The sequence below is a fragment of the Streptomyces sp. NPDC001373 genome (assembly GCF_042895815.1).
In the GTDB taxonomy this organism is placed as follows: Bacteria; Actinomycetota; Actinomycetes; order Streptomycetales; family Streptomycetaceae; genus Streptomyces.
In genome coordinates this window covers 1-18,927 of the sequence record NZ_JBIAWQ010000024.1, presented here as the reverse complement: position 1 = coordinate 18,927, position 18,927 = coordinate 1, and the positions used below count along the sequence as shown (strand labels likewise).

Annotated in this window: 9 protein-coding genes and 1 pseudogene; 8 read left to right on the top strand and 2 right to left on the bottom strand. The window is 66.9% G+C overall.

Annotated elements, in window-relative coordinates:
- Positions 1-3,702: an SAV_2336 N-terminal domain-related protein gene (locus ACFY15_RS32785; RefSeq protein ID WP_390826685.1), complete on the top strand. Its 3,702-nt coding sequence runs from the start codon at positions 1-3 to the stop codon at positions 3,700-3,702.
- A gap of 305 nt (positions 3,703-4,007) precedes the next feature.
- A complete protein-coding gene (locus ACFY15_RS32780; RefSeq protein WP_390826612.1) occupies positions 4,008-9,326 on the top strand; it encodes a sacsin N-terminal ATP-binding-like domain-containing protein in 5,319 nt (1,772 codons plus the stop codon).
- Between the two features lie 76 nt (positions 9,327-9,402).
- Here the strand turns inward: ACFY15_RS32780 and ACFY15_RS32775 are convergent, their stop codons facing one another.
- A complete protein-coding gene (locus ACFY15_RS32775; RefSeq protein WP_390826611.1) occupies positions 9,403-10,539 on the bottom strand; it encodes a tyrosine-type recombinase/integrase in 1,137 nt (378 codons plus the stop codon).
- Positions 10,540-11,046: 507 nt separating this feature from the next.
- On the opposite strand from ACFY15_RS32775, the pseudogene ACFY15_RS32770 reads away from it, so the two are divergent.
- From ACFY15_RS32770 to ACFY15_RS32755, 4 genes and pseudogenes are all read left to right on the top strand, one after another.
- Positions 11,047-11,230 (top strand): annotated as a pseudogene (locus ACFY15_RS32770) (thioredoxin-disulfide reductase); the annotation flags it as partial.
- A 132-nt stretch (positions 11,231-11,362) separates the two neighbouring features.
- Positions 11,363-12,700, top strand: coding sequence for a hypothetical protein (locus ACFY15_RS32765; protein ID WP_219686659.1), 1,338 nt, complete (start codon positions 11,363-11,365; stop codon positions 12,698-12,700).
- A 285-nt stretch (positions 12,701-12,985) separates the two neighbouring features.
- Positions 12,986-13,486 carry a hypothetical protein gene (locus ACFY15_RS32760; protein WP_390826610.1) on the top strand — a complete coding sequence of 167 codons (501 nt, stop codon included), beginning with the start codon at positions 12,986-12,988 and terminating at the stop codon, positions 13,484-13,486.
- Positions 13,420-13,779 (top strand): TIGR02452 family protein, encoded by a 360-nt coding sequence (locus tag ACFY15_RS32755; protein ID WP_390826684.1) that lies wholly within the window; start codon positions 13,420-13,422, stop codon positions 13,777-13,779. The genes ACFY15_RS32760 and ACFY15_RS32755 overlap by 67 nt, the downstream gene beginning before the upstream one ends.
- Positions 13,780-13,902: 123 nt before the next feature.
- On the opposite strand, the gene ACFY15_RS32750 is transcribed toward ACFY15_RS32755, so the two are convergent.
- Positions 13,903-14,622 (bottom strand): HNH endonuclease, encoded by a 720-nt coding sequence (locus tag ACFY15_RS32750; protein ID WP_390826609.1) that lies wholly within the window; start codon positions 14,620-14,622, stop codon positions 13,903-13,905.
- Positions 14,623-16,186: 1,564 nt separating this feature from the next.
- On the opposite strand from ACFY15_RS32750, the gene ACFY15_RS32745 reads away from it, so the two are divergent.
- Together ACFY15_RS32745 and ACFY15_RS32740 are read left to right on the top strand one after the other, a co-directional pair.
- Positions 16,187-18,082, top strand: coding sequence for a hypothetical protein (locus ACFY15_RS32745; RefSeq protein WP_390826608.1), 1,896 nt, complete (start codon positions 16,187-16,189; stop codon positions 18,080-18,082).
- A 484-nt stretch (positions 18,083-18,566) separates the two neighbouring features.
- Positions 18,567-18,839 carry a helix-turn-helix domain-containing protein gene (locus tag ACFY15_RS32740; protein WP_390826607.1) on the top strand — a complete coding sequence of 91 codons (273 nt, stop codon included), beginning with the start codon at positions 18,567-18,569 and terminating at the stop codon, positions 18,837-18,839.
- Positions 18,840-18,927 lie beyond the last annotated feature (88 nt).

Sequence of the window (18,927 nt, the reverse complement as noted above, 5' to 3'; positions counted from 1 at the left end):
ATGCCTGGGGTGCCCCAGGACCTGTCCCGGGTGCTGGCAGCGCTGCAGACGGCTGCGCCGGACCTGGACGGCACCGCCCTGGCCGAAGTTCTGTGGCTCGCCTCGCGGATGGCCCGCGACGCGGCCGCGGGCCCGGACCTGGCGGAGCCGCGGGGCGATCTATCGGTATCCACCGCGGTCCCGCCGACCCGTGCACCCGACCGTGCCGGAACGGCGCCCACGGTTGCCACGCCCGTCGTGCGGTCTAGCACCCCTCAGCCGGACATCGCCGGGACCGCCCGGGCCGCCGACCACGCCCTGCACGCACCCCGCGCTGGCGGGCCGGACCGGCTCCGCGGCACCACAGTCTCGGTACCCCGTGCGGCAGCGCTCCCGCACGCCCTCGACGTGACCCACGCGCTGCGGCCATGGAAGCGGCGGTGGCGGGAGGGGCGGCGGAGCGAGCTCGACGTCGACCTGACCGTCGCTGGCTACGCCCGCAGCGGGCACCTGATCCCCGTGTTCGCCCCTGCCCCCGAGCGGTGGTTCGACGTGACGTTCGTCGTCGATCGCTCCCCTGGCATGCGAGTGTGGCGAGAGACGGTAAGGGAGCTCATTGCGCTGGTTTCCCGAACCGGCGCCTTCCGCACTCTGAGGGTCCGCGACCTATTGTTCCGGCCGGACGGCAGCCCCATCTCGCCGGGCCAGGTCGGCTCCCCCGACGGCCGGATGCTCGTGGTCCTCGTCTCCGACTGCGCGGCCGGCGCCTGGAGGCGGCCCGAGGTGTGGCAGCTGCTGCACACCTGGGCGGGCACGACACCGATCGCACTGCTCAACCCGCTGCCCACCCGGTTGTGGCGTGGCACCGGACTCGACCTTCCCCTGGTGCGGGTCACCCCGACCGTCCCCGGCCCGTACGGCGCCCGGCTCCCTTACGACGCCCCGCCGCTGCTCGACCGGGACGCGTCCGGCGGCCCCGGCTCATGGCAACCGGTCCCAGTCCTGTCCCTGTCCGCCCATTCCATTGGGCGCTGGTCACGCGCAATGATGCGCAACGACCCCGCGGGCTGCACCGCCGTCCTCGTGCCGCCCACAGGGCGCCTGCCCGCGCACTCCGTTCCAGCTACCAAGCCCGTACCGCCCGAAGTCCGCGCACACGGGTTCCTCCGCACCGCCAGCAGGGCGGCGGTCCGGCTCGCTGTTCTGTGTTCCACCTTCGACCCACTGCCCCTGGCCGTGCTGCACCTGATCCGGGACGCCCTGGTTCAGGAGGCTGCGACGGCGGACGTGGCAGAGGTGGTGACGAGCGGGCTATTCGAGATCAGCGGCGATGGAGATTCCGTCAGACTGTCACTCACCAGGGCTGCGCAGGTAGTTCTACGAGAACGGCTGGCCGTGGACGATGTCTGGCGGATGCGAGAGGCTCTCGACCGCCGCGTCGCCGAGCGCAGCGGCGGCCAGGGGCTGATGTCCGTACTGCCCGACCCGTCCGCCTCCCGGGAACTACACGCGGAGCTCCACCCATTCGCCCGCGCCTCGCGGCAGACCCTGGAACTGCTCGGCGTTTCCGCGCCGGAGCAGGTTACCGCTCCCCCGACGCCCCCCCACCGCCCGGACCCGCCCTCACGCGGACTGCCCGCTGTCCCACCCCGTGACGTCGCCTCCGGACAGGTGGTCCGTGTTCTGGAGAACGCGGCTAGCGCGCCGGACGATGAGTCCCGCCTGCTACCGCCAACCGCGCATGACGCCCAGCCGGGGACGGAACTCGCCCTGCGTCTCGCTCTGGCTCTGCTGCCCACGGACCGCCAACCAACTCCACGGGAAGTAGCGGCCTCCGTAGACACGACCGAGAGGATGCTCGCTGGTCAGGGCGCAAGCGTAAATCGTGCGGCCCTACTGAGAAGCCTTGAGGCCCAGGTAACTGTATTTCAGGAATCTGCGGCAGTGCTGGAGAACGGCCAAGGCCACGTGCCGTGGCTGGAGGATGCTGCAGACAACCGGGAGTGGGACTTCTGGGAGCGGTATGTGCGCTTTCTTCGGGAGGCCCGGGGTCTTCCGCCCCTTGTGGCTCAACGCCTCGACGAGAGCACGCACGACGTACTGGCCCGTCTCGAGGACCCACGGCGACCCGGGGCTTGGCGGCGTACTGGCCTGGTCATTGGGCAACCCCAGTCAGGCAAGACCGGCCACTACATCGGCCTGGCCGCCAAGGCCATCGACGCGGGCTACCGCCTGATCGTGATCATCACCGGCCCTAACAATGCCCTGCGGGCGCAGACACAAATGCGTGTTGACGAGGGACTCTTGGGATTCGACTCCCAATATCAGATGCGTTCTGAAACGCGTCGCAACGCCGTCGGACACCGCTTCGGCGCCGGCTCCCTGCCTCACTCCAAAGCGCTGCACATTATCTCCATGACCAACAGCAGCGAAAAGGGGGACTTTAACTCGAGGCTCCTTCGGCAGCTGAACCTTCGATCGAGCCGGGTTCCTGTCGTCTTCGTGATCAAAAAGAACCGACGGGTCGTGGAGAATCTTCAGGAATGGCTCACGGAGCAGTACGGAACGCTGTCCCCTGCCACGGGAGATACCGTCGTCCTGGATCTCCCGATTCTCATCGTGGACGACGACGTAGATAGGTCCTACGGCCCATTGACGTCAGCCCCGAACAGCAGCTTGTCAGCCACAGGTCAGAGCATTCGCAGGATCCTGGCACGTTTCAATAGGTCTGCATACATCGGATACGCCTCTACACCGATCGCCGGAATGTACCTCGAATCCGACGAGCACGGCGAGGCGACCAGTCCCAGCCTTTTCCCAGACAGCTTTATGTATAGCCTCCGCGCACCGTCGAACTACTTGGGTCCGGAGCGCTTGTTCAGCACGCGGAGCGAGGAAGGGGCCGCGACATCAACCGAAGGACTACCCCTCGTGCGGCATGTCACGGACTACGAAGGCTGGATGCCTACACAGCATCCATCGAAACACGTTCCGGGTGCAGAACTGCCCGCCTCGCTACGCGAAGCGATCGATGCCTTCATCCTTTCTTGTGCCGCACGCCGCGCACGAGGCCAGATCTCGGTGCACAATTCCATGCTCGTCACGGTCAGCCGTTTCGTTAACGTGCAGGCCCACGTGCGCGAACAGGTCGAGGCTCGTGTGCGGTTCATCATGGACACTTTGCGGGACGGACGCAACGCTGCTGCGATCCGACAGCTAGCCGACTTCCGGGATCTGTGGCTGTCGGACTTCTCTCCAACGAGCGAAGCCTTCCCCTCAGCCGAGGCGGCGAGAGTTTCATGGGAGGAGGTTGCGGAACACCTAAGGCCCGCAATAGAGAGAATCCGCGTCGGCACCGTGAACGGCGGATCCAATGAACTCCTAGCGTATTTCGAGAACCGAGCTGTGGGCTTGAGCGTCATCGCCATCGCTGGCACCCAGCTCCCTCTGGGGCTTACGCTCGAAGGCCTCACAGTCGGCTACGTCCTTCGCTCCTCACGCACGTATGAGTCCCTGCTCCACCTGGGCAGGTGGTTTGGGTATCGCGTTGGGTACGAGGACCTATGCCGCCTTTACACCACTCCCGAGCTCGAGAGTGCCTACGCAGAGGTCGCCGCTGTGGCCGGCGAGCTGCACCAGAGCATCGAGGAGACGGCCCGCCTCGGACTTACACCCCGACAGTTCGGGCTTAAGGTCCGCTCCCAGACACCGCCCCGTGGGTGAACGCGACCAACAGCCGACACGCGCATGCTGCGGCCTTGGCTGACACGGTCCCGCTGCTGCATGGACCAATCGATCAGACCGCGAGGCCGGCCCCCTCGACCGTCTGAGACCGCAACCCAGCCTCGGTCGAGGCGCGTCCGCGTGTCTAGATCGCTTGTCCAGTGGGTGAGCAGCAACCTTCCTCAGGCTGGACCGCCGGTAACGTGACCACCCATCAGTAGCCATGTCCGCGCATCGCCCGGACTCGTCCGGGCCACCGGACGCGCACCACACCGGGCTGGGGAGCCCGCAGAACCGGGGGGATCATGGCAGACGCACGCCTGAGCCATAACAGTGGCGGCCAGCACCACGCCGCAGCCGCTGCCGACTGGCGTCAGCGCGTCCAGGCGCAGGCGTCCGGCATCGCCCGGGCGTACCTGGCGGCAGCCGCATACGGCCAGCCTCTCACCCGTGAGCTCAAAGAGATCACGGAAGGCACCATCGCCCCCGACTACCGCGGTCGGACCTTGGTCGAACTCCTGCAGAACGGCCACGACGCCCACCCCACAGACCGCTCGGACGGCCGCGTCGAACTGGCGCTGCGCCCGGACGAGGGCGAGCACGGTGTCCTGTACGCGGCCAACGGCGGGTTCCCGCTGACCGATGCCAACTTCGCGGCGTTGTGCCGCATCGCCCGGTCGAGCAAGAGGCCCGACGAGGGCATCGGCCACAAAGGAGTCGGGTTCAAGAGCGTTCTGCATCTGACGGATGCCCCCGAGATCTTCAGCAAGGCGACCCCCTTCTCCGCCCGCTTCGACGGCTACTGCTTCCGCTTCGCCCAGCCCGCGGACTTCGACGCCCTCGCCGCCCTGGTCGCCGTCGACCGTCACGGTTTCGCACAGGAACTCCGTGACAACGTCTCCTCCCTCCAGGTGCCGGTCTGCGTGGACGAGGTCCCAGGCGACGTGGCGGCCTACGCCCGCGCCGGCTACTCCACCGTCATCCGGCTGCCACTACGCTCTCGCGAAGCCAGGCAGGAAGTCGTACAGCAGTTGCAAGCGCTGAGCGACCGCAATGCTCCCCCCTTCGAACTCTTCCTCGATCGACTCGAAACCGTCACGCTGGCGTACGGGACCGGTCTGTCCGAGACCCGGGCGGAGTACAGCCGGAAGACCACCGAACTGCTGAGCCATGAAGATCTTCAGATCCGAGAAGTCCACCTCAGCCGTGGCCCGCGCCTCCTGATCGCAACGAGCCGGGTCGACGAGGCCACCGTCCTGCGCACGATCGCAGAGGGCCGCGCGGAGCGCACCATGGGCACGGCATGGGAGTCCTGGAGCGGAGAGGCTTCCGTCAGCATCGCTGTCTCACTGGACGAGGCCATCACCACCAGCAGGATGTACACCTTCCTGCCCATGGGCGCGGCAGCGAAGGCACCGTTCGGCGGCTACCTCAACGCCCCCTTCTCCGCAGGCCTTGATCGCCGTACGCTCAACCAGGAGATGCCGTGGAATGGCATGCTCCTCGACCGGGCGGCCGACACGTGCGCCCGCGTTGCGCAGCTCGCCGCCGCCGATCGGCTGCCCCTCCCCGACGGCACCCTGCTCGACCTCGTCAGCTGGTACGTCAGCGACATTCCACGGCTGTCCGAGGCCTTCGCCCGCACGGGCGCCGACATCGACACCGTCCCCTTCGTTCCAGTACTCCGTTCCGTGCCCAGCCGCACGTCCCTGGAGCGGGCCCGGATGTGGAAGCAGTCCGCGCAGTGCACCCGCTTCACACCCCTGGCCGTCGCGCTGACGGGCGTTCCCGACATGGTCGATCACTACGCCATCGGATCCCAACGGCTGCAGCGTCTGGAACGTCTGGCCGCACACCGCAAGCGCGACCTCAGGCCTACTGCTGGGACACTCGTCGCGTGGGCGGAGCGGTGCGCCGCGTCACTCGCCGCTCAGGACGTGCCCCCGAGAGCCTGGACCGAGTTCTACAGCGACCTCTCGCGGACCGTCTCCGCCGAACTGTGCGCCGGCCGGGCCCTACTGATGGGCCACGAGGGTGTGCTCGTACCTCCCTCCTCCGACGGCAGGCACGTCTTCTTCGCCCCTGAGCCCGACGCCGACGGGACGATGGACGTCGCGCTTCCTCCGGGCCTGGAGCAGCACGTCGTGTTCCTCCGCCCCGACATCCCCCTCTCCGTCACTGGGACGCGTCACCCCACGGACGCCAAGCGGTGGCTCGAGGAGAACGGACTGGTCCGGAGCTACAGCACCGAGACCGTCCTGGAACTCATCGCTGCCGCCATGGCGTCGGCGGGCAGCGACGAAGAGCAGCTTCGCGCCTGCCTCGCGGGGGCCTTCCGGACGTGGAACGGCAGCGTGCTGGACTCGGCCGGCAGCGCCATCACGGCGAAGCTGCTGGTGCCTACCGCGGGAGGATGGTCCCTCTCCAGCCGTGCCGTGTTCGGCGACGGCTGGACCGACCCGTCCGGGAGCGGGATCGACGCCGTACTCACTCGGTTCCTGAGCCGTGGTGACGCGCAGTGCGCCTCCCTCAGCGGCGTACGCCGCCGTCTCCTACACTCCCCCGCCGACATGCTTCCCGAGGCTCCGGTTGCCCGGCTGTACCGCTTCCTGGAACGGTGCGGCGTCCAGCACGGTTTGCCCCTGGAACCCGTGCAACATACGAACGTGCGGGTGCTCGGCAGTAACTTGGCCGGCCCGTCGAGCACACCTTGGGAACCCGGATGGGGCGTGTCCCGCGAGGAGTTCCGCCAGTGGATCCACGGCATCGACAACCTGTGGGCGAGAGGCAAGCCCTTCCCAAGTGCCTCGTACACCTGCGAGAGCGTCTTCTACCAACTCCCCGGCCGGGAAGCCTTCGAGACCTTCGATGACACGAGCCGCTCCATGTACGCGGAGCTTGTACTACACGGCCTGCGGAGGTGGCCCAAGTCGTCCGTGGTGTTCCGGGGAGCCAACGGCACCGCGGTCGAATGGCCCTCTCCGGTGGCCGGGTTCCTGTCCACCGCAGCCTGGTTCCCGCAGACCACACCCGGAAACCGCTCCGCCGTGGCCTTCCGGCGTCCGGAGGACGCTTGGTTCGTGCCTGCCCAGGATCGTGTCCCCGACTTCCTGGCAGCCCAACCGTCCGGCGTGAACCTTCATCTGAATGACCGCGTCCAGCTACGCCTGGGTGCCCTGGGTGTCAGGATGTGGAAGGACCCCTCGTCCGCCACAGACCGTCTGCGCCACCTCGTCGAGCTGCTGCGGGACGCTCCGTCCGTCCGTCACATCAGGTCCATGCCGGGCATCCGGGCGGCGTACGAGGCAGCGTGGGCGGATCTACTGCCCAGTGGCCGCGCCGAGGCTCCCCCGGCAGGTCCCTTCCATCTCGACGTGCTCGTCCAGCGCTCCGGGGTACTCAGCGTCCTGCCTGCAGACGGCCACGAGAGCATCTACGTACTGGACAGCCAGGGCGCATCGCAATACGGACTGCTGAAACAGACTCAGGCAGCACTGCTGCCCTTGCGCCGAGCCGGACTGGCCGTCCGGGTCCGGGAATACCTGGCCCGTCACGGAGCGACGGCGCTCCGCCTTGCCAGCGGCACCGACATCGAGTTGACCATCGACGGCGAGCCTTTCCACCGTGCTCCCCGGCATGCCCTCCTCGAAACGGTTGGCCCGTGGCTTCCGGTGGCCGTGGCGGGGCTTCTGGAACTGCACCCACAGCCCGGCCCGCGACTGAGGTTCGCGGACGTGATGGACAAGCTGGGTGAAGCCACGTTCACGCTCGCCCGGCACGTGCAGCCAGTCATCGAGGGGCATCCCGCCTCCGTGCCGGACAGGCCGCACGCCCTGTTGCATCAAAGCCCGGTCGGCCCCCTCATCGTGAGTGTCCCCGGCACCGCACACAACAGCCCGGCCGAGGCCATGTGGGCGGCGCTCCAGGCTGCGAGCAGCGCGATCGTGGGCCTGCTGGGCGTCCCCGGTCTCGACGACTCGCTGCGTCTGCACCTCATCGACCTGGAGCGCCGGTGCCCCGACCCCACCTCGGTCACGGTGGAAGCGATCGCCGGCGTGCTGGACCTGGACGTGGCCGAACTGCTTGAACTGACACCCGGGTACGCTCTGATCGAGTCGACCGTGCAGCGCTTGCTGCCGCTGCTCGTCTGTGTGAACGCCGCTGCCGCCGCCCTGCTCGTCGTCGAGGGCCCGTCCCTGTGCGGCGTCGCGGACCTGAAAGCCTGGCTCGATTCCCGGCTGGTGGGTACTGACACGGGCACCGGGCTGCTGCTCGCCTTGGCCGATTCCGACGACCGGCGCGCTGCCCTCGCCGCCCTGGAGATTTCCCTGCAACAGGCGAACACGCTGTGGCGCGCTCACGGCTACCCGCCGCTGCACGACGCCGACGGGCACGCCCGGCAGTTGGAGGCCTGGCTGCAACGCAACCGCGCCGTGCTGTGTGACCAGATCCGGGACGCCTTCCTGTCGGACTACACGACCAGCGGCGATTCGCTCGACTACATAGAGAGCTGCGCGGCCTTGTCTGTCCTCGGTCCGGATCCGGCCTGGCTCGACATGTACTGGGAACTGCCCGACGACCTGCTGCAGGCCCATCTCGACACCTGGCTGGGATCACGCGCACCGGTTGCCCCGGTACCTGTGTCCGGGTTGCCCCAGGTAGCTGAACTGCGACGGCTCAACCGCGAGAACATCCGCCGCTGGCTGACCGACCCTCCTTCCCACTTCCCCCCTCACGATCTGGATCCCGCCCCCGCCCCTGGCCATCGCCGTCCGACCGCAGCCCAGGCGCTCAGGGCACTCAGCGCCCACGGCCTGCTCGACTTCGAGGAACTGACGCCGCAGGCCACCGCAGTGCTGCTGCGCCGACTCGGCCTGTGGACGGTGGAGGATCTCACTGCCGAACGGCGCTCATTCGGGGCCTCAACGTCAACGTCCGACCTTGCGGCCGGGTCCGAGGGCAGTGCGGGCGTGCGGTCCGCAGCGCTTACACCTGCCGTGGCCGACACCCTGCCCACGTTCGCCGAGGACTTCGCCCGCCGAATGGGGCCGATCCGGACAACGACCGGCCTCACCATCGCGCCACCTGTAACCGCGGCTCCACGCTCCGGCGGTCCACGCCGGTACGCGGCGACCGGAGCTGACCACGACGCGATGAGCGCCCAGCACATCGGCCTCGCCGGGGAGATGGTCGCTGGCGAGTGGCTGCGGCAGAAGTTCGGGGTGCCCTTGGAAGAGAGCTGGGTGTCGGGCTTCCGCGCCGCAGTGCTCGGTGACGACCGGGGCGATGACAGCCTCGGCTACGACTTTATGATCACGACGGCCGACACACGTCACTACTTCGAGGTCAAGGCGTCCGAAGGGGACGGGTACGAATTCGAACTCGGGGCCACCCAGGTGCGCCGCGCACGCAGGCTGGCGAAGGATGAGACCTACTCTGTCCTCTACATCTCCCATGTTCGGGACCAAGAAGCACGTCTCCTGACGCACCTGCCTAACCCGTTCAGCCCTCAAGGGCTGCCGCTATACCAGGTGACGGCTGAGACTTGTCGACTCCGCTTTTTCCCCTCGGAACCACACGGGGTCCTCGGCCAACCAGTCGACCCGGTTGAGGGGCGGAACTAGGTGTGCAGCAGGGCAGGCCAGCAGTGTCTAAGATCCCCAAAAGGGTCGCGAGCGCAAGTTTTGGCCCGATTCGCGGTCAAGCAGTCTCCCAGAGGCCGGCGTCAAGGATGCGAGCGGCCTTTGTAATGCTGCCAGGCATGAGGTGCCGATAGGTGCGATACGTCTCCTCGATGGACTTGTGTCCCATCCACTCCGCCACATCAGTGATCGGTATGCCTTTACCCAGGGCATTTGAAGCGAAGTAGTGACGGAATCCGTACATGCTCATCCCCTCCATCGGGGGCAGGTCCTTAAACAGCTTCTGCACGCGCCGCCGCTCCATTCCTTCGGTATAGAAGCCGCTCGGCCCCCTGAGGAGATAGCCGTCCTTCGTCGTGCCATATTTCTCTTCGAAACGCTCCATCGCCTCTCGTACGGCGCGAGGTAGGGGCACTTCTCTGAATTCACCCGCCTTGCGATGCTTAAGCTTGGCCGGCTTCTGTAGATTCGAATGAATCTGCTCGTGCACTCGATAAACGTCGTCCGCAACCACGTTGTTCACGTTGACTGCCCGAGCCTCACCATTGCGGAGCCCGCACCCGACCATCATCGTGATCTCCAGGGCGAGGTCTGTGTCTGCCACCGCCAGGGCCTTGGTGATGTAGTCCAGCGCAGGGATGACTACCTTGTCCCGAACATACTCCGGATCCTGGACGCCCTTCACCGGATCCTCAGCCATCGCCCCCTTGTCGTACGCATCTCTAAGGATGGACTTCAGGGTGCGATAGATGTTCATTTGGTTTCCCCGGCCCACCCCATTAGCCTCAAGGTTGTCAAGGAACCGCTCAACCACACTCGGGGTGACCGAGTTCAGCTTTCGGGAGCCGAGGGCGGGGTTGATATGAACCTTGATATAGCTACCAACATGCTGTGCGGTAGAGTAATCCGTCATCTTGCGCTGCCGAGGCAACCAAGTCTCTGCATACTCCTTGACCGTCTTCTGCCCCAATTCACGACGCGCCTCGGCCACGGTTGGGGCCGTCTGCTTTTTTTCCGCATAGAGCACCGTGAGGCGCTCTATCGCGTCGTCCTGCGTGCTGAAACCGGTCTCCTCGCGCTGCTTCCCAAGCGCGTCCCGGAAGCGGATCGTGTACGTGTGCGCGCATCGCGTCTGCCTCGCACAGTCGCAGGGCTTGAAGAACGTGCCCATGCCGCGGGCGAGCTGTCGAGCCATGAGTGGGAGCCTTCCGGAGCCGTGCGGGCGACCGCTGGCCCGGCCCCCCGCTGTCTCGCCCGGGGGTCAGCATCGGCGGAACGGGGTCCGGTCTCATGCTGAGTGTTTGCTGACCTGGGCCCGGCCATCATGGCCCTGACCTGCGCAGATGACCAAATGTCAGATGTTGGACTTGATCATGGTGCGCAGCAATTTGAGCTCCTAGAAGACGGCTCCCTGCCAGCTTTTTGCAGGTCAAGGGCGTTCTGCACTCTACACCGGGAGGCGTCGGGTCGGAGATCTAAAGGAAAATCCACCCCCTCGGACGAGAAGGCTTCTGGCCTGCACTGCCGTGGGCATCAGGCCGTCGTGACGCTGCCGGACCGGGCTTCGCGTCGGCCAGACTCTCCGGAACGTGGGGGACTGATGCTGACCAGATGCTGACTTACCTGACGGCACGTCACTCAGACATGCCGATCCCCCAGCGGCCGACCGCCAAAACCTGCAGGACCGGTCCCTGTGCCTGCCTCCCCCTCAACCCGTACGAACGCCCCTGGCGTCTTCGCCGCCGGCGACTTCGTCGACCACACCCACCGCCAAAGCCATCACCGCAGCCGGTTCGAGCTGCGCAGCGGCCCTGGACGCCGAGCGCTGCCTCGACGCCATGAGCGACAGCAGCACGGACGCCGGCATGGCGCAGGTCAACGCCTGACTGGCTGGCCCCCGTACCAAGGTGGGGCCGACGCCGACGATGTGCGCGCTTACGCCCTTCATGCGCCCCTGCTCCCCCACGTAACTTGCGACACCGGCCTGTACCACCCGTACGAACGTAGGGGGAAGCAGCTTGAAGCGAGCAGACGTGCTGAGGGATCTCGCGCAGCCGTGGAACGTGGCCGTTCACTCGACATCGGACCTCGCGGGCAGCGTTGCCAAGGCTGCGACCGCGGACGACAAGGCCAAGCGGGAGAAGAACCAGGCCCCTCTGCGCCGCAAACCAGAGCTTCGGCCGCTGCCCGTGAAGTCACTCGGTCTGTCGCTCCAACTGACTCCATGGGACGTACTCCACGCCCTGGGCCGGGCCAACGTCCTCGCCCGCCAAGGCGCAGGGCGAGGACTTGCCGAGCACTGGGCCAGCCTGAAGTACTGCCAGGCCCTCACCGGCAACGACGGGCGCTACATGGCACTGTCCAGCGAGGGCCGTAACCCCAGGCGCCACTACGCGGCCACACAGTCGGGCGAGCTCGGCATCGGTTTCGCCCTGGCCCTCGCCCGGCGCGTACTCGCCGCTCAGTACCCGGATCACTCGGTCTCGGTCATCGACGCCGAGATAGCCATGCGGGCCGGCTGGGAGCTGACCGGCAGGGAGGCGGGACGCAGCAGTGCCCCGCGCCGGCCGGGCTTCTTCCTGGAGGTGTGGAAGCCGGGCGAGCCGTCCCGGGTCATGCCGGTCACCTGCAAGGGCACGCACGGCAACGCCGCCCAGGTCCACAAGCAGCTGGCCACCGCCTCCGCCGACGTGGAAGGCATCCACATCGGCGCGTACAACGAGACACCGGCCTTCGTCTTCGGCACCACGCTCCCCAAGAAGAGCGAGAGCATCACGCTCTACCTGCTCCACGCCCCAGGCGACGGCACCCTGGCAGATGCGAAGGACCTCTATCTCGACCCTCCCGTCGAGGACCGCAGCATCCGGCCCGGCATCGACGCCCCGACCAATCCGAACGAGGAACCACCGGTCGGCTACCACGTGCGTCCCGAGGAGTGCGGCTGGTTCGGCCGAGTCCTCGCCCAGGCGGATGCCGCCGGCCTGATGGCCTTCACCGGAGGTGGCGAGCCCACCGCCCGGTACCTCACCAAGCGCCAGGGCAAAGGCCACTTCGAGACGTTCACCCACGCCGGCACCGGCATCGTCCAAGACGTCACACACACCATCCACGGCAGGAAGTTCGTGGGCACCGATCATGTCTTCCGCCTCAACGGCGTCCGGGTGGAGGCCTTCTCCGGTCTGGCGGAGAACCTCTTCGACCACCTCCGGGACGGCAGGGTCGACCAGTACCGCCACGAGACCAACGCCCTCCGCGACTCCTGGCCCACCGACCCCTGGGACGCCAAGTGGCGCGGCCCCGTCTCCATCCACCCCGACGGCACCGTCATGGCCCTGCGCCGCCTCCGCCTCCGCTGATCACCACTCCTGTCAGGCCTTCGGGGAGCCGGACAGCTCCCCGAAGCCAAACGGTCAACGCGTGGATACACGGGCCACCGGGCCCTGCCGGGCGCCAACAGCTCTGTGGGCGAAGAGGGCCAGACGTGGATGACTTCCGGCCATTGTTGTCCGGACGCAGTGAGACACAGCCGGACTCAGGCGGACACAGCGGGACGCAGTGAGACAGCTTCTGCGGCGTTCCGCCTGGCCGGTCTGTGTCTGCCTCTCGTTTCGACGAGAGCGTGCTGCGCAAGACTTCACGTCATGCCGAGCTTTCAGCAGAGGAAAGCCGTGGGGGACGCCCACGAGCAGCGCATCGCCCAGGAACTGACCGCGCGCGGATGGGCGGTCAACCCGTGGGGGCAGGGAGTCCTCACCCAGCCCGTTCAAGCCGCACTCCGAAAGACCGACAGCTCTCTTCGGTGGACGCCCGACCTCCTTGCCGCTAAAGAGGGCCATGTCGCAATGATCGACTGCAAGAGCAGCATGACCAGTCGGGCGACGCACCGCCACGCGATCGAGAGCGCCGCGGTCGACGCGCACCTCCAGCTCGTCGCGTGGACCAGGCTGCCCCTCTACTACGTGTTCGACAACCTCGACGTCCTCACCCCGTACGACGCCCTCACAGCGGGGCAGACCGGCCCCCGCCCAGTCCGAAACGGCTCGGGCGCGCCGTACTTGCTCGTGCCTACGACGCACTGCCGCCCCTTCAACACCGCGTTCGGCCCGCGAAGGAATCCGTCCGTCGCAAGCGACGCCGCCTGAGCCCGGCGCCGCGCCAGACCTGCTGCTCGGGTGAGGGGGTCGACGTCAAGGGCACCCTCACCGAACGGGCCCGCCGTGTGCTCGGCGTGGCCGCCCACCACAGGGTGCGCGAGCTCGTCCTCGGCGGGTGGGGCTGCAGCGTGTTCGGCAACGACCCGGCCGAGGTGGCGGACGCGTTCGCCGAAGCCCTGAACACCCACGGCGCCCCGTTCGTCCGCATCACCTTCGCCGTCTGGGACCACTCGGCCGGCTCTCTCAATCGCGCCGCCTTCCGGGGCATTTTCGCCAGTTGATGACGTTCCACGTCACCGAGATCGGCGAGCACGTCGGCCGGCGCACCGGCATCGCCCGTGGCGAGACGGGGCAGCCGGACATGGCGGCGGAGTCGTCAAGGTGCCTGCCATCGCACCTCCTTCTTACTCCAAGGGAGTGCCGCCACGCTCGTCGCCGGTCCAGCGCCGACGATGGTGGCGCACGAACTCGAGGTCGATGAAGTGCCATCGGTGGAGCCGGATCCGCTCCCCGAGCCGGCCCGTCACGGTGTCGACGACTTCGAGGTCGTCGGTCAGAATCCGTGCGCCCGCGTCGAAGAGGACATGACAGTTCGGACAGAGACACAACAGGTTCTCGACCACGTCGGGGCCCTCGTCCTCCCTCGCCCGGATGTGAGCGGCTTCGCTGTACCGGTGCCGAGGTGAGGGCAGTACCAACACCGCCGCGCACATCTGGCACTGGTCCTGGTACCACTCCTTGAGCTTGCGCACACTGCTGCTGCCGGTCGCCTGCTGCTGTCCGTGGCGGCCACTGCCTCGCAGCCGCGAGGAACTGTGTTCAGGTTCGACCGGGGGGATGGGCGCGGCTTGCCCTTCTTCCGGCTCGATGTCGGAAAGCATCTCGTCCAGGTCCATGATGAACTGCTCCACCGCGCTGCGGTCCATCGCGGCGAGGTCTGCAGTGTCCAGGACCGCACGGCGGGTCAGCGACCAGGCCGACTCCACGTGGGCACTGTGGATGGCGGTGCGTTCGGTGGTGGCGAGAGTTCCCGCTATGCGGGAGACGTGATCGCCGATCCGGACGAAGAAGTCGGCCTGCCACTCGGGAAGGTCTTCCCAATGATGTACGGCCGTGCGGATCATGTGCCACTGCCGGCGCGCACGGCGCGTGTAAGTCAGTTCGGGCCGGGTGTTGAAGGCCCAGCCGTATGCCGCTGCCAGCTCGTGGCGCCAGCTGCCCGGCTCTGGGTCCGTGCACCGGGCAGGCGCTGACCGGCGGGAGAAGTGCAGGAGGCGCGAGTACGTGGCCGCGTCGGTCGCCAGGAAACCGCGCCACTCCCGCGCAGACACCTCCCACAGTGATCCGAACTGAGGTCCGGGTCTGCCCGCCCGGTAGCGTCCGACTCCGCGGGTCGGCAGACTGTGCCGGCCGTCCCACGCCTGCCGTATGGGTCCTTCCAACGACATGCTGATACTGGAGCCCCCACGACCTGCTGTGAACGGTGAACCCGTCAGGAGGAAGCTGGGCGCACCGACGCCGGCCCTCTCGGCACGCCGGGTTGCGTGGCAGGCCGCACCCAGAAGTCTGCGGTTCGTCACATCGTGGTGGAATGCCAACGGAGCCGACTCGCTGAGAAGCCGCTGAAGGAGACCATGCAGCGAATCGTCCTCGGAACCTTCCCGCCGCACCACAGACGCCCATACCGTCACCGGGGCGCTCGGCCACGAAGCGATCGAGACCGCAGGGGCCACGGCCGCAGACCACCAGCTGACCGCCGCCATGTAGAGGTCTGCCGGATGGACTCCTACAGGGCTCGCTTCACTCTGCGCCATATCCCCCAGCGGCCCCCGGAAGAGGGTTTCATTCTCCGTCACAGCCCCGCCCCCATCTCGGCTCCGCTCTGCGGCGCTTGCCGTACAGCTGCGGATTCTCCCTCACACCTCTGACACGGCCGGCAGCTGGTATCAGCGAGAGAAGCGTCGTCGAGACCGCTCCCCCTGCCGCCGAGGCACAGCCCGAATGGGCGCCCGCCAGGCCAAGATCCGGCCCATTCCCGGACCAGCCCCCGCCAATGGGCCTTTCCAACTGTCCTTTCCACAGGTCAGCGTGGGTGCAACTGCTGTACCCCAGGAGACCAAGAGTCTGCTGCCGGTCTCCGGACCCGGGGCCATTGGCGCAGAGGCAAGGGAAACTGCTGGTTGATCCTGACGACCCGATCGCCGAACTCGTGGTCTGCCGACCCGACGGCCGACCGCTCGGACCGCACCACGTCCCCGACCGGCTCCACCAGCTGTCGAAGAAGCCGGCGCCCCAGGATCACCGGCCACGCCCGCGCCACCTGGCGACCACGACCTCCGTCGGTGTGCCACTCACGGTGGTGTCCAAAACGCTACGGAACTCCACCCTGTCGACCGCCGCGAACAGCACTTCACGGGCCTGATCCATGCCGCCACCGACAGCGTCCAAGACGCGTAGAGACAGCTCCTGAGTGCTCGCCGACGCCTCTCAGGCCGACTGGCTTCCACTCAAGACCGAGCCAGTTATTTTATATGGGCGGTCGTGTCGCCTGTCCGTCAGGGGGTTCCGCCTCGCGCTCGGCCGCGGCCCTACGGGCTCAGGCATCCGTTGGCTCAAGTGCGGAAGGTGGCCGACGTACCCTCTTCCAGACGACCGGCGGATCTCTCATCCGCCAGGGGAGGGGCTTACATGGGAAACAGCGGGGGTGCTGCTACTCATTCTGGGATCGACTTCCAGCAGCGCATCGCAGCTCTCGCCATGATCCACATGCTATGCGGGATCACGGATCTAGACTTTCTGGGGTTCGGCTCCGGCATGCAGGTCGATGAGCTGCGCTTCGAGACGGAGGACCAAATCGACGATCTCGTCCTGGTCGGTCCTGGCGGACGGCACTTCGTCCAGGCCAAGAACACGATCAGCGTGTCGGGAGACCCCACCTCGGAATTCGGATCCGTCCTGGCCCAGTTTGTTGGCCAATACGTCTCCGACAACCGCCCCGGCGACGTGTACGTGCTGGCTACTTCGGTTGAGGCCTCCTCGCGCGTACGGAAGGTGCTCCGGAAACTCACTGAGTCCGCTCGGCTCGATCAGTCCGACAGCAGGAGCATCCCGCTCACCGTTGAAGAGAGGGATGTCCTGGAGAAGACTGAGGGGATCATCCGCCATCACCATGAAGCCTTGGCAGGGGACGCGATCTCGCCGGAGGGGGTCCAGCGCGTCCTGGCCAGGATCCGGATCTGTTCGCTGGACATCAGGGAAGGCGGCTCCCTTGAGGCGGCTGCGCTCCTGCTGCTGAGCAGCAAGGCAACGGTTCCTCCCCGGCTGCTCTGGGGCGGTCTGGTTGCGCTGGCAGTCTCGCTTGCCCGGGATCGGCTTTCGATCAGCACCGCCGGATTGCAGGACCGTATGGGGATGTACATGAGCGAGCGTCCGGGAGACCGAGACAGCGAGGAGTCGCAACTCTTTACAGGGGATCTCCTCGCCGGACTCTCGTACGGGCGGGAGATCGTACTGGCGAGGTCGCCCTTCGAGGAGTACGACTTCGTCATCGCAGACTTCAAGCGCTTCGACGACACGGGGGCGAAGCGTCTGAACTTCGCCAACGGCTACGTAGAACTGGCACAGGGGCAGCGGTGGGAGCTCATCGGCCGATGGGCCACCAGTGCGGGGCTCGAACGCTACATGCAGGACCGTGTCGAAGAATACGCGGACAAGCAGGTGGTGGTCCTGGCCGCCAACTTCACGGATGATCCCAGCACGGCGCCAGCGGCACTGGCCCACGGAGCCCACTGCGCCAACTTGGCCGCGCGCATCGAGAACACCTTCCTGTGCAGGCACTGCGGCGACCACATCTCCGAGGACGGGGCACCCCTGGTCGAGGTAGACGAGGAGGGCTCTCCGGCAGACATCGGTCTGGTCCACGAGGCATGCCGCACCCCCACTGACCGCGTTCTCGGCGGGATCGACGCGGCCCTGTTCCGGGAGAACCGGCGACTGCGCAACTTCGACTACAAGGGATGGATCACGGCGGTCCAGGGTGGGCAATGGCTGTTCGGTGGGCTTCTGGAGTCGTCGATGAAGCTTGCCCCCATCTCCTGGAAGTCCGAGTACGACGACTTCTCCCAGGGTGGCTGGTGCGTCAAGGCATCCCTGGAAGACGGCGGCGCGAACTATGTAACTGACCGTGGGCGCGTGAAGCGCTTCTCCGCCGACCACGCCGCCCGTGGCGCAGAAGTGATGAATGATCACATCTCTCAGGCGCGGGAGGCTGGGGATCCCTTCTGCTATTCGGCCAGTGGTTCCATGTTCGGCTCCTACTCACAGCTCCTCGGCCTGGGGCATGACCCCGTGCCCTGCACAGGAGCGGAGGCTGTGCGGTACACCCGGGCCATTGGGGACGCCTACTCTGACTGCAAGCAGTATTACGCCCCGCTCGCGTACCTTGTGGATGTGGAGACGGGCGACCCCATCGTGGTAGACGGCGTAATCTCTCTCTCCACAATCCGCTCGAGCTGGAGTCGTACCTCAGGAACTGGGAACGGTGCGGCATCAAACTGCCCGAGTTCACCGTGTCGGCAATTTTGACCGATGAACAGTTTGACCGCTTTGTTCGCATAGCGATGACGCGCGGCATGCGTGTGGTGATCAACCCGAAGCTGGCTCTTCACGGGGACCTGGTAAGCGGGTTCTGGGTGGAGAACTTCGAACACCTGACACGCTGTGGCCCCCATGGATCAAAAGGGGGCCACGAAGACGGGGAGTCAGCCTAGCCGACCTAACGCTTCGATCCACCTACGGCTTGTACTGACCGCGCCATGGACGGTACGACGATCACATGCACCGTTGGTCGCCGCTCAACGCTCGCCAGCTCGCCCTCCTCACACGCATCGGGGAGGGCGCTGAACCCGTCACGTCTGACTCGCCGGACCTAGCCCGCACTGCACAGGTCCTGAAAGAGCGGGGCCTCATCACCATGCCGAAGGAAGGTGGGCGGTGGGAGGCGGAGATCGCCGAGGCGGGGCGGTTCTATTGATCCGAAACGGTTTGGGTTCTGGGTCGTTGGTGGGGTGTGAGCGATCTGGTGGGGGACGCGCGGCATCTGTCGCCGTCGGCGCAGGAGGCCCTGCGGCTGCGGGCGGTGGCCGCGTTGGTGGCGGGCCGGGACCGTGAGGACGTGGCGGCGGTCTTCGGGGTGTCGCTGAAGGCCGTCGACAAGTGGTGGGCGAAGTGGCAGGCCGGCGGGCGGGAGGCGCTGGTCATGCGCCCGCGGGGCAAGCCGGTCGGGGTGCACCAGGTGCTCGGGGAGGCCGAGCAGGCCGCCCTGCGGCAGGCGGTCCTCTGAGGTTCCCCCGCTGCGCGGGAGGTGCTGACTAGCTGGTCAGGGCGGGTTGACGTGGTTTCAGGTTCGCTTGTTCGGCCGCTGCCTGGTT

Excerpts from the sequence above, each read along its gene's own strand:
- ACFY15_RS32785 (WP_390826685.1), top strand. The coding sequence starts at position 1 with ATGCCTGGGGTGCCCCAGGACCTGTCCCGGGTGCTGGCAGCGCTGCAG.
- ACFY15_RS32775 (WP_390826611.1), bottom strand. The coding sequence starts at position 10,539 with ATGGCTCGACAGCTCGCCCGCGGCATGGGCACGTTCTTCAAGCCCTGC.
- ACFY15_RS32760 (WP_390826610.1), top strand. The coding sequence starts at position 12,986 with ATGCCGAGCTTTCAGCAGAGGAAAGCCGTGGGGGACGCCCACGAGCAG.
- ACFY15_RS32780 (WP_390826612.1), top strand. The coding sequence starts at position 4,008 with ATGGCAGACGCACGCCTGAGCCATAACAGTGGCGGCCAGCACCACGCC.
- ACFY15_RS32745 (WP_390826608.1), top strand. The coding sequence starts at position 16,187 with ATGGGAAACAGCGGGGGTGCTGCTACTCATTCTGGGATCGACTTCCAG.
- ACFY15_RS32750 (WP_390826609.1), bottom strand. The coding sequence starts at position 14,622 with ATGATCCGCACGGCCGTACATCATTGGGAAGACCTTCCCGAGTGGCAG.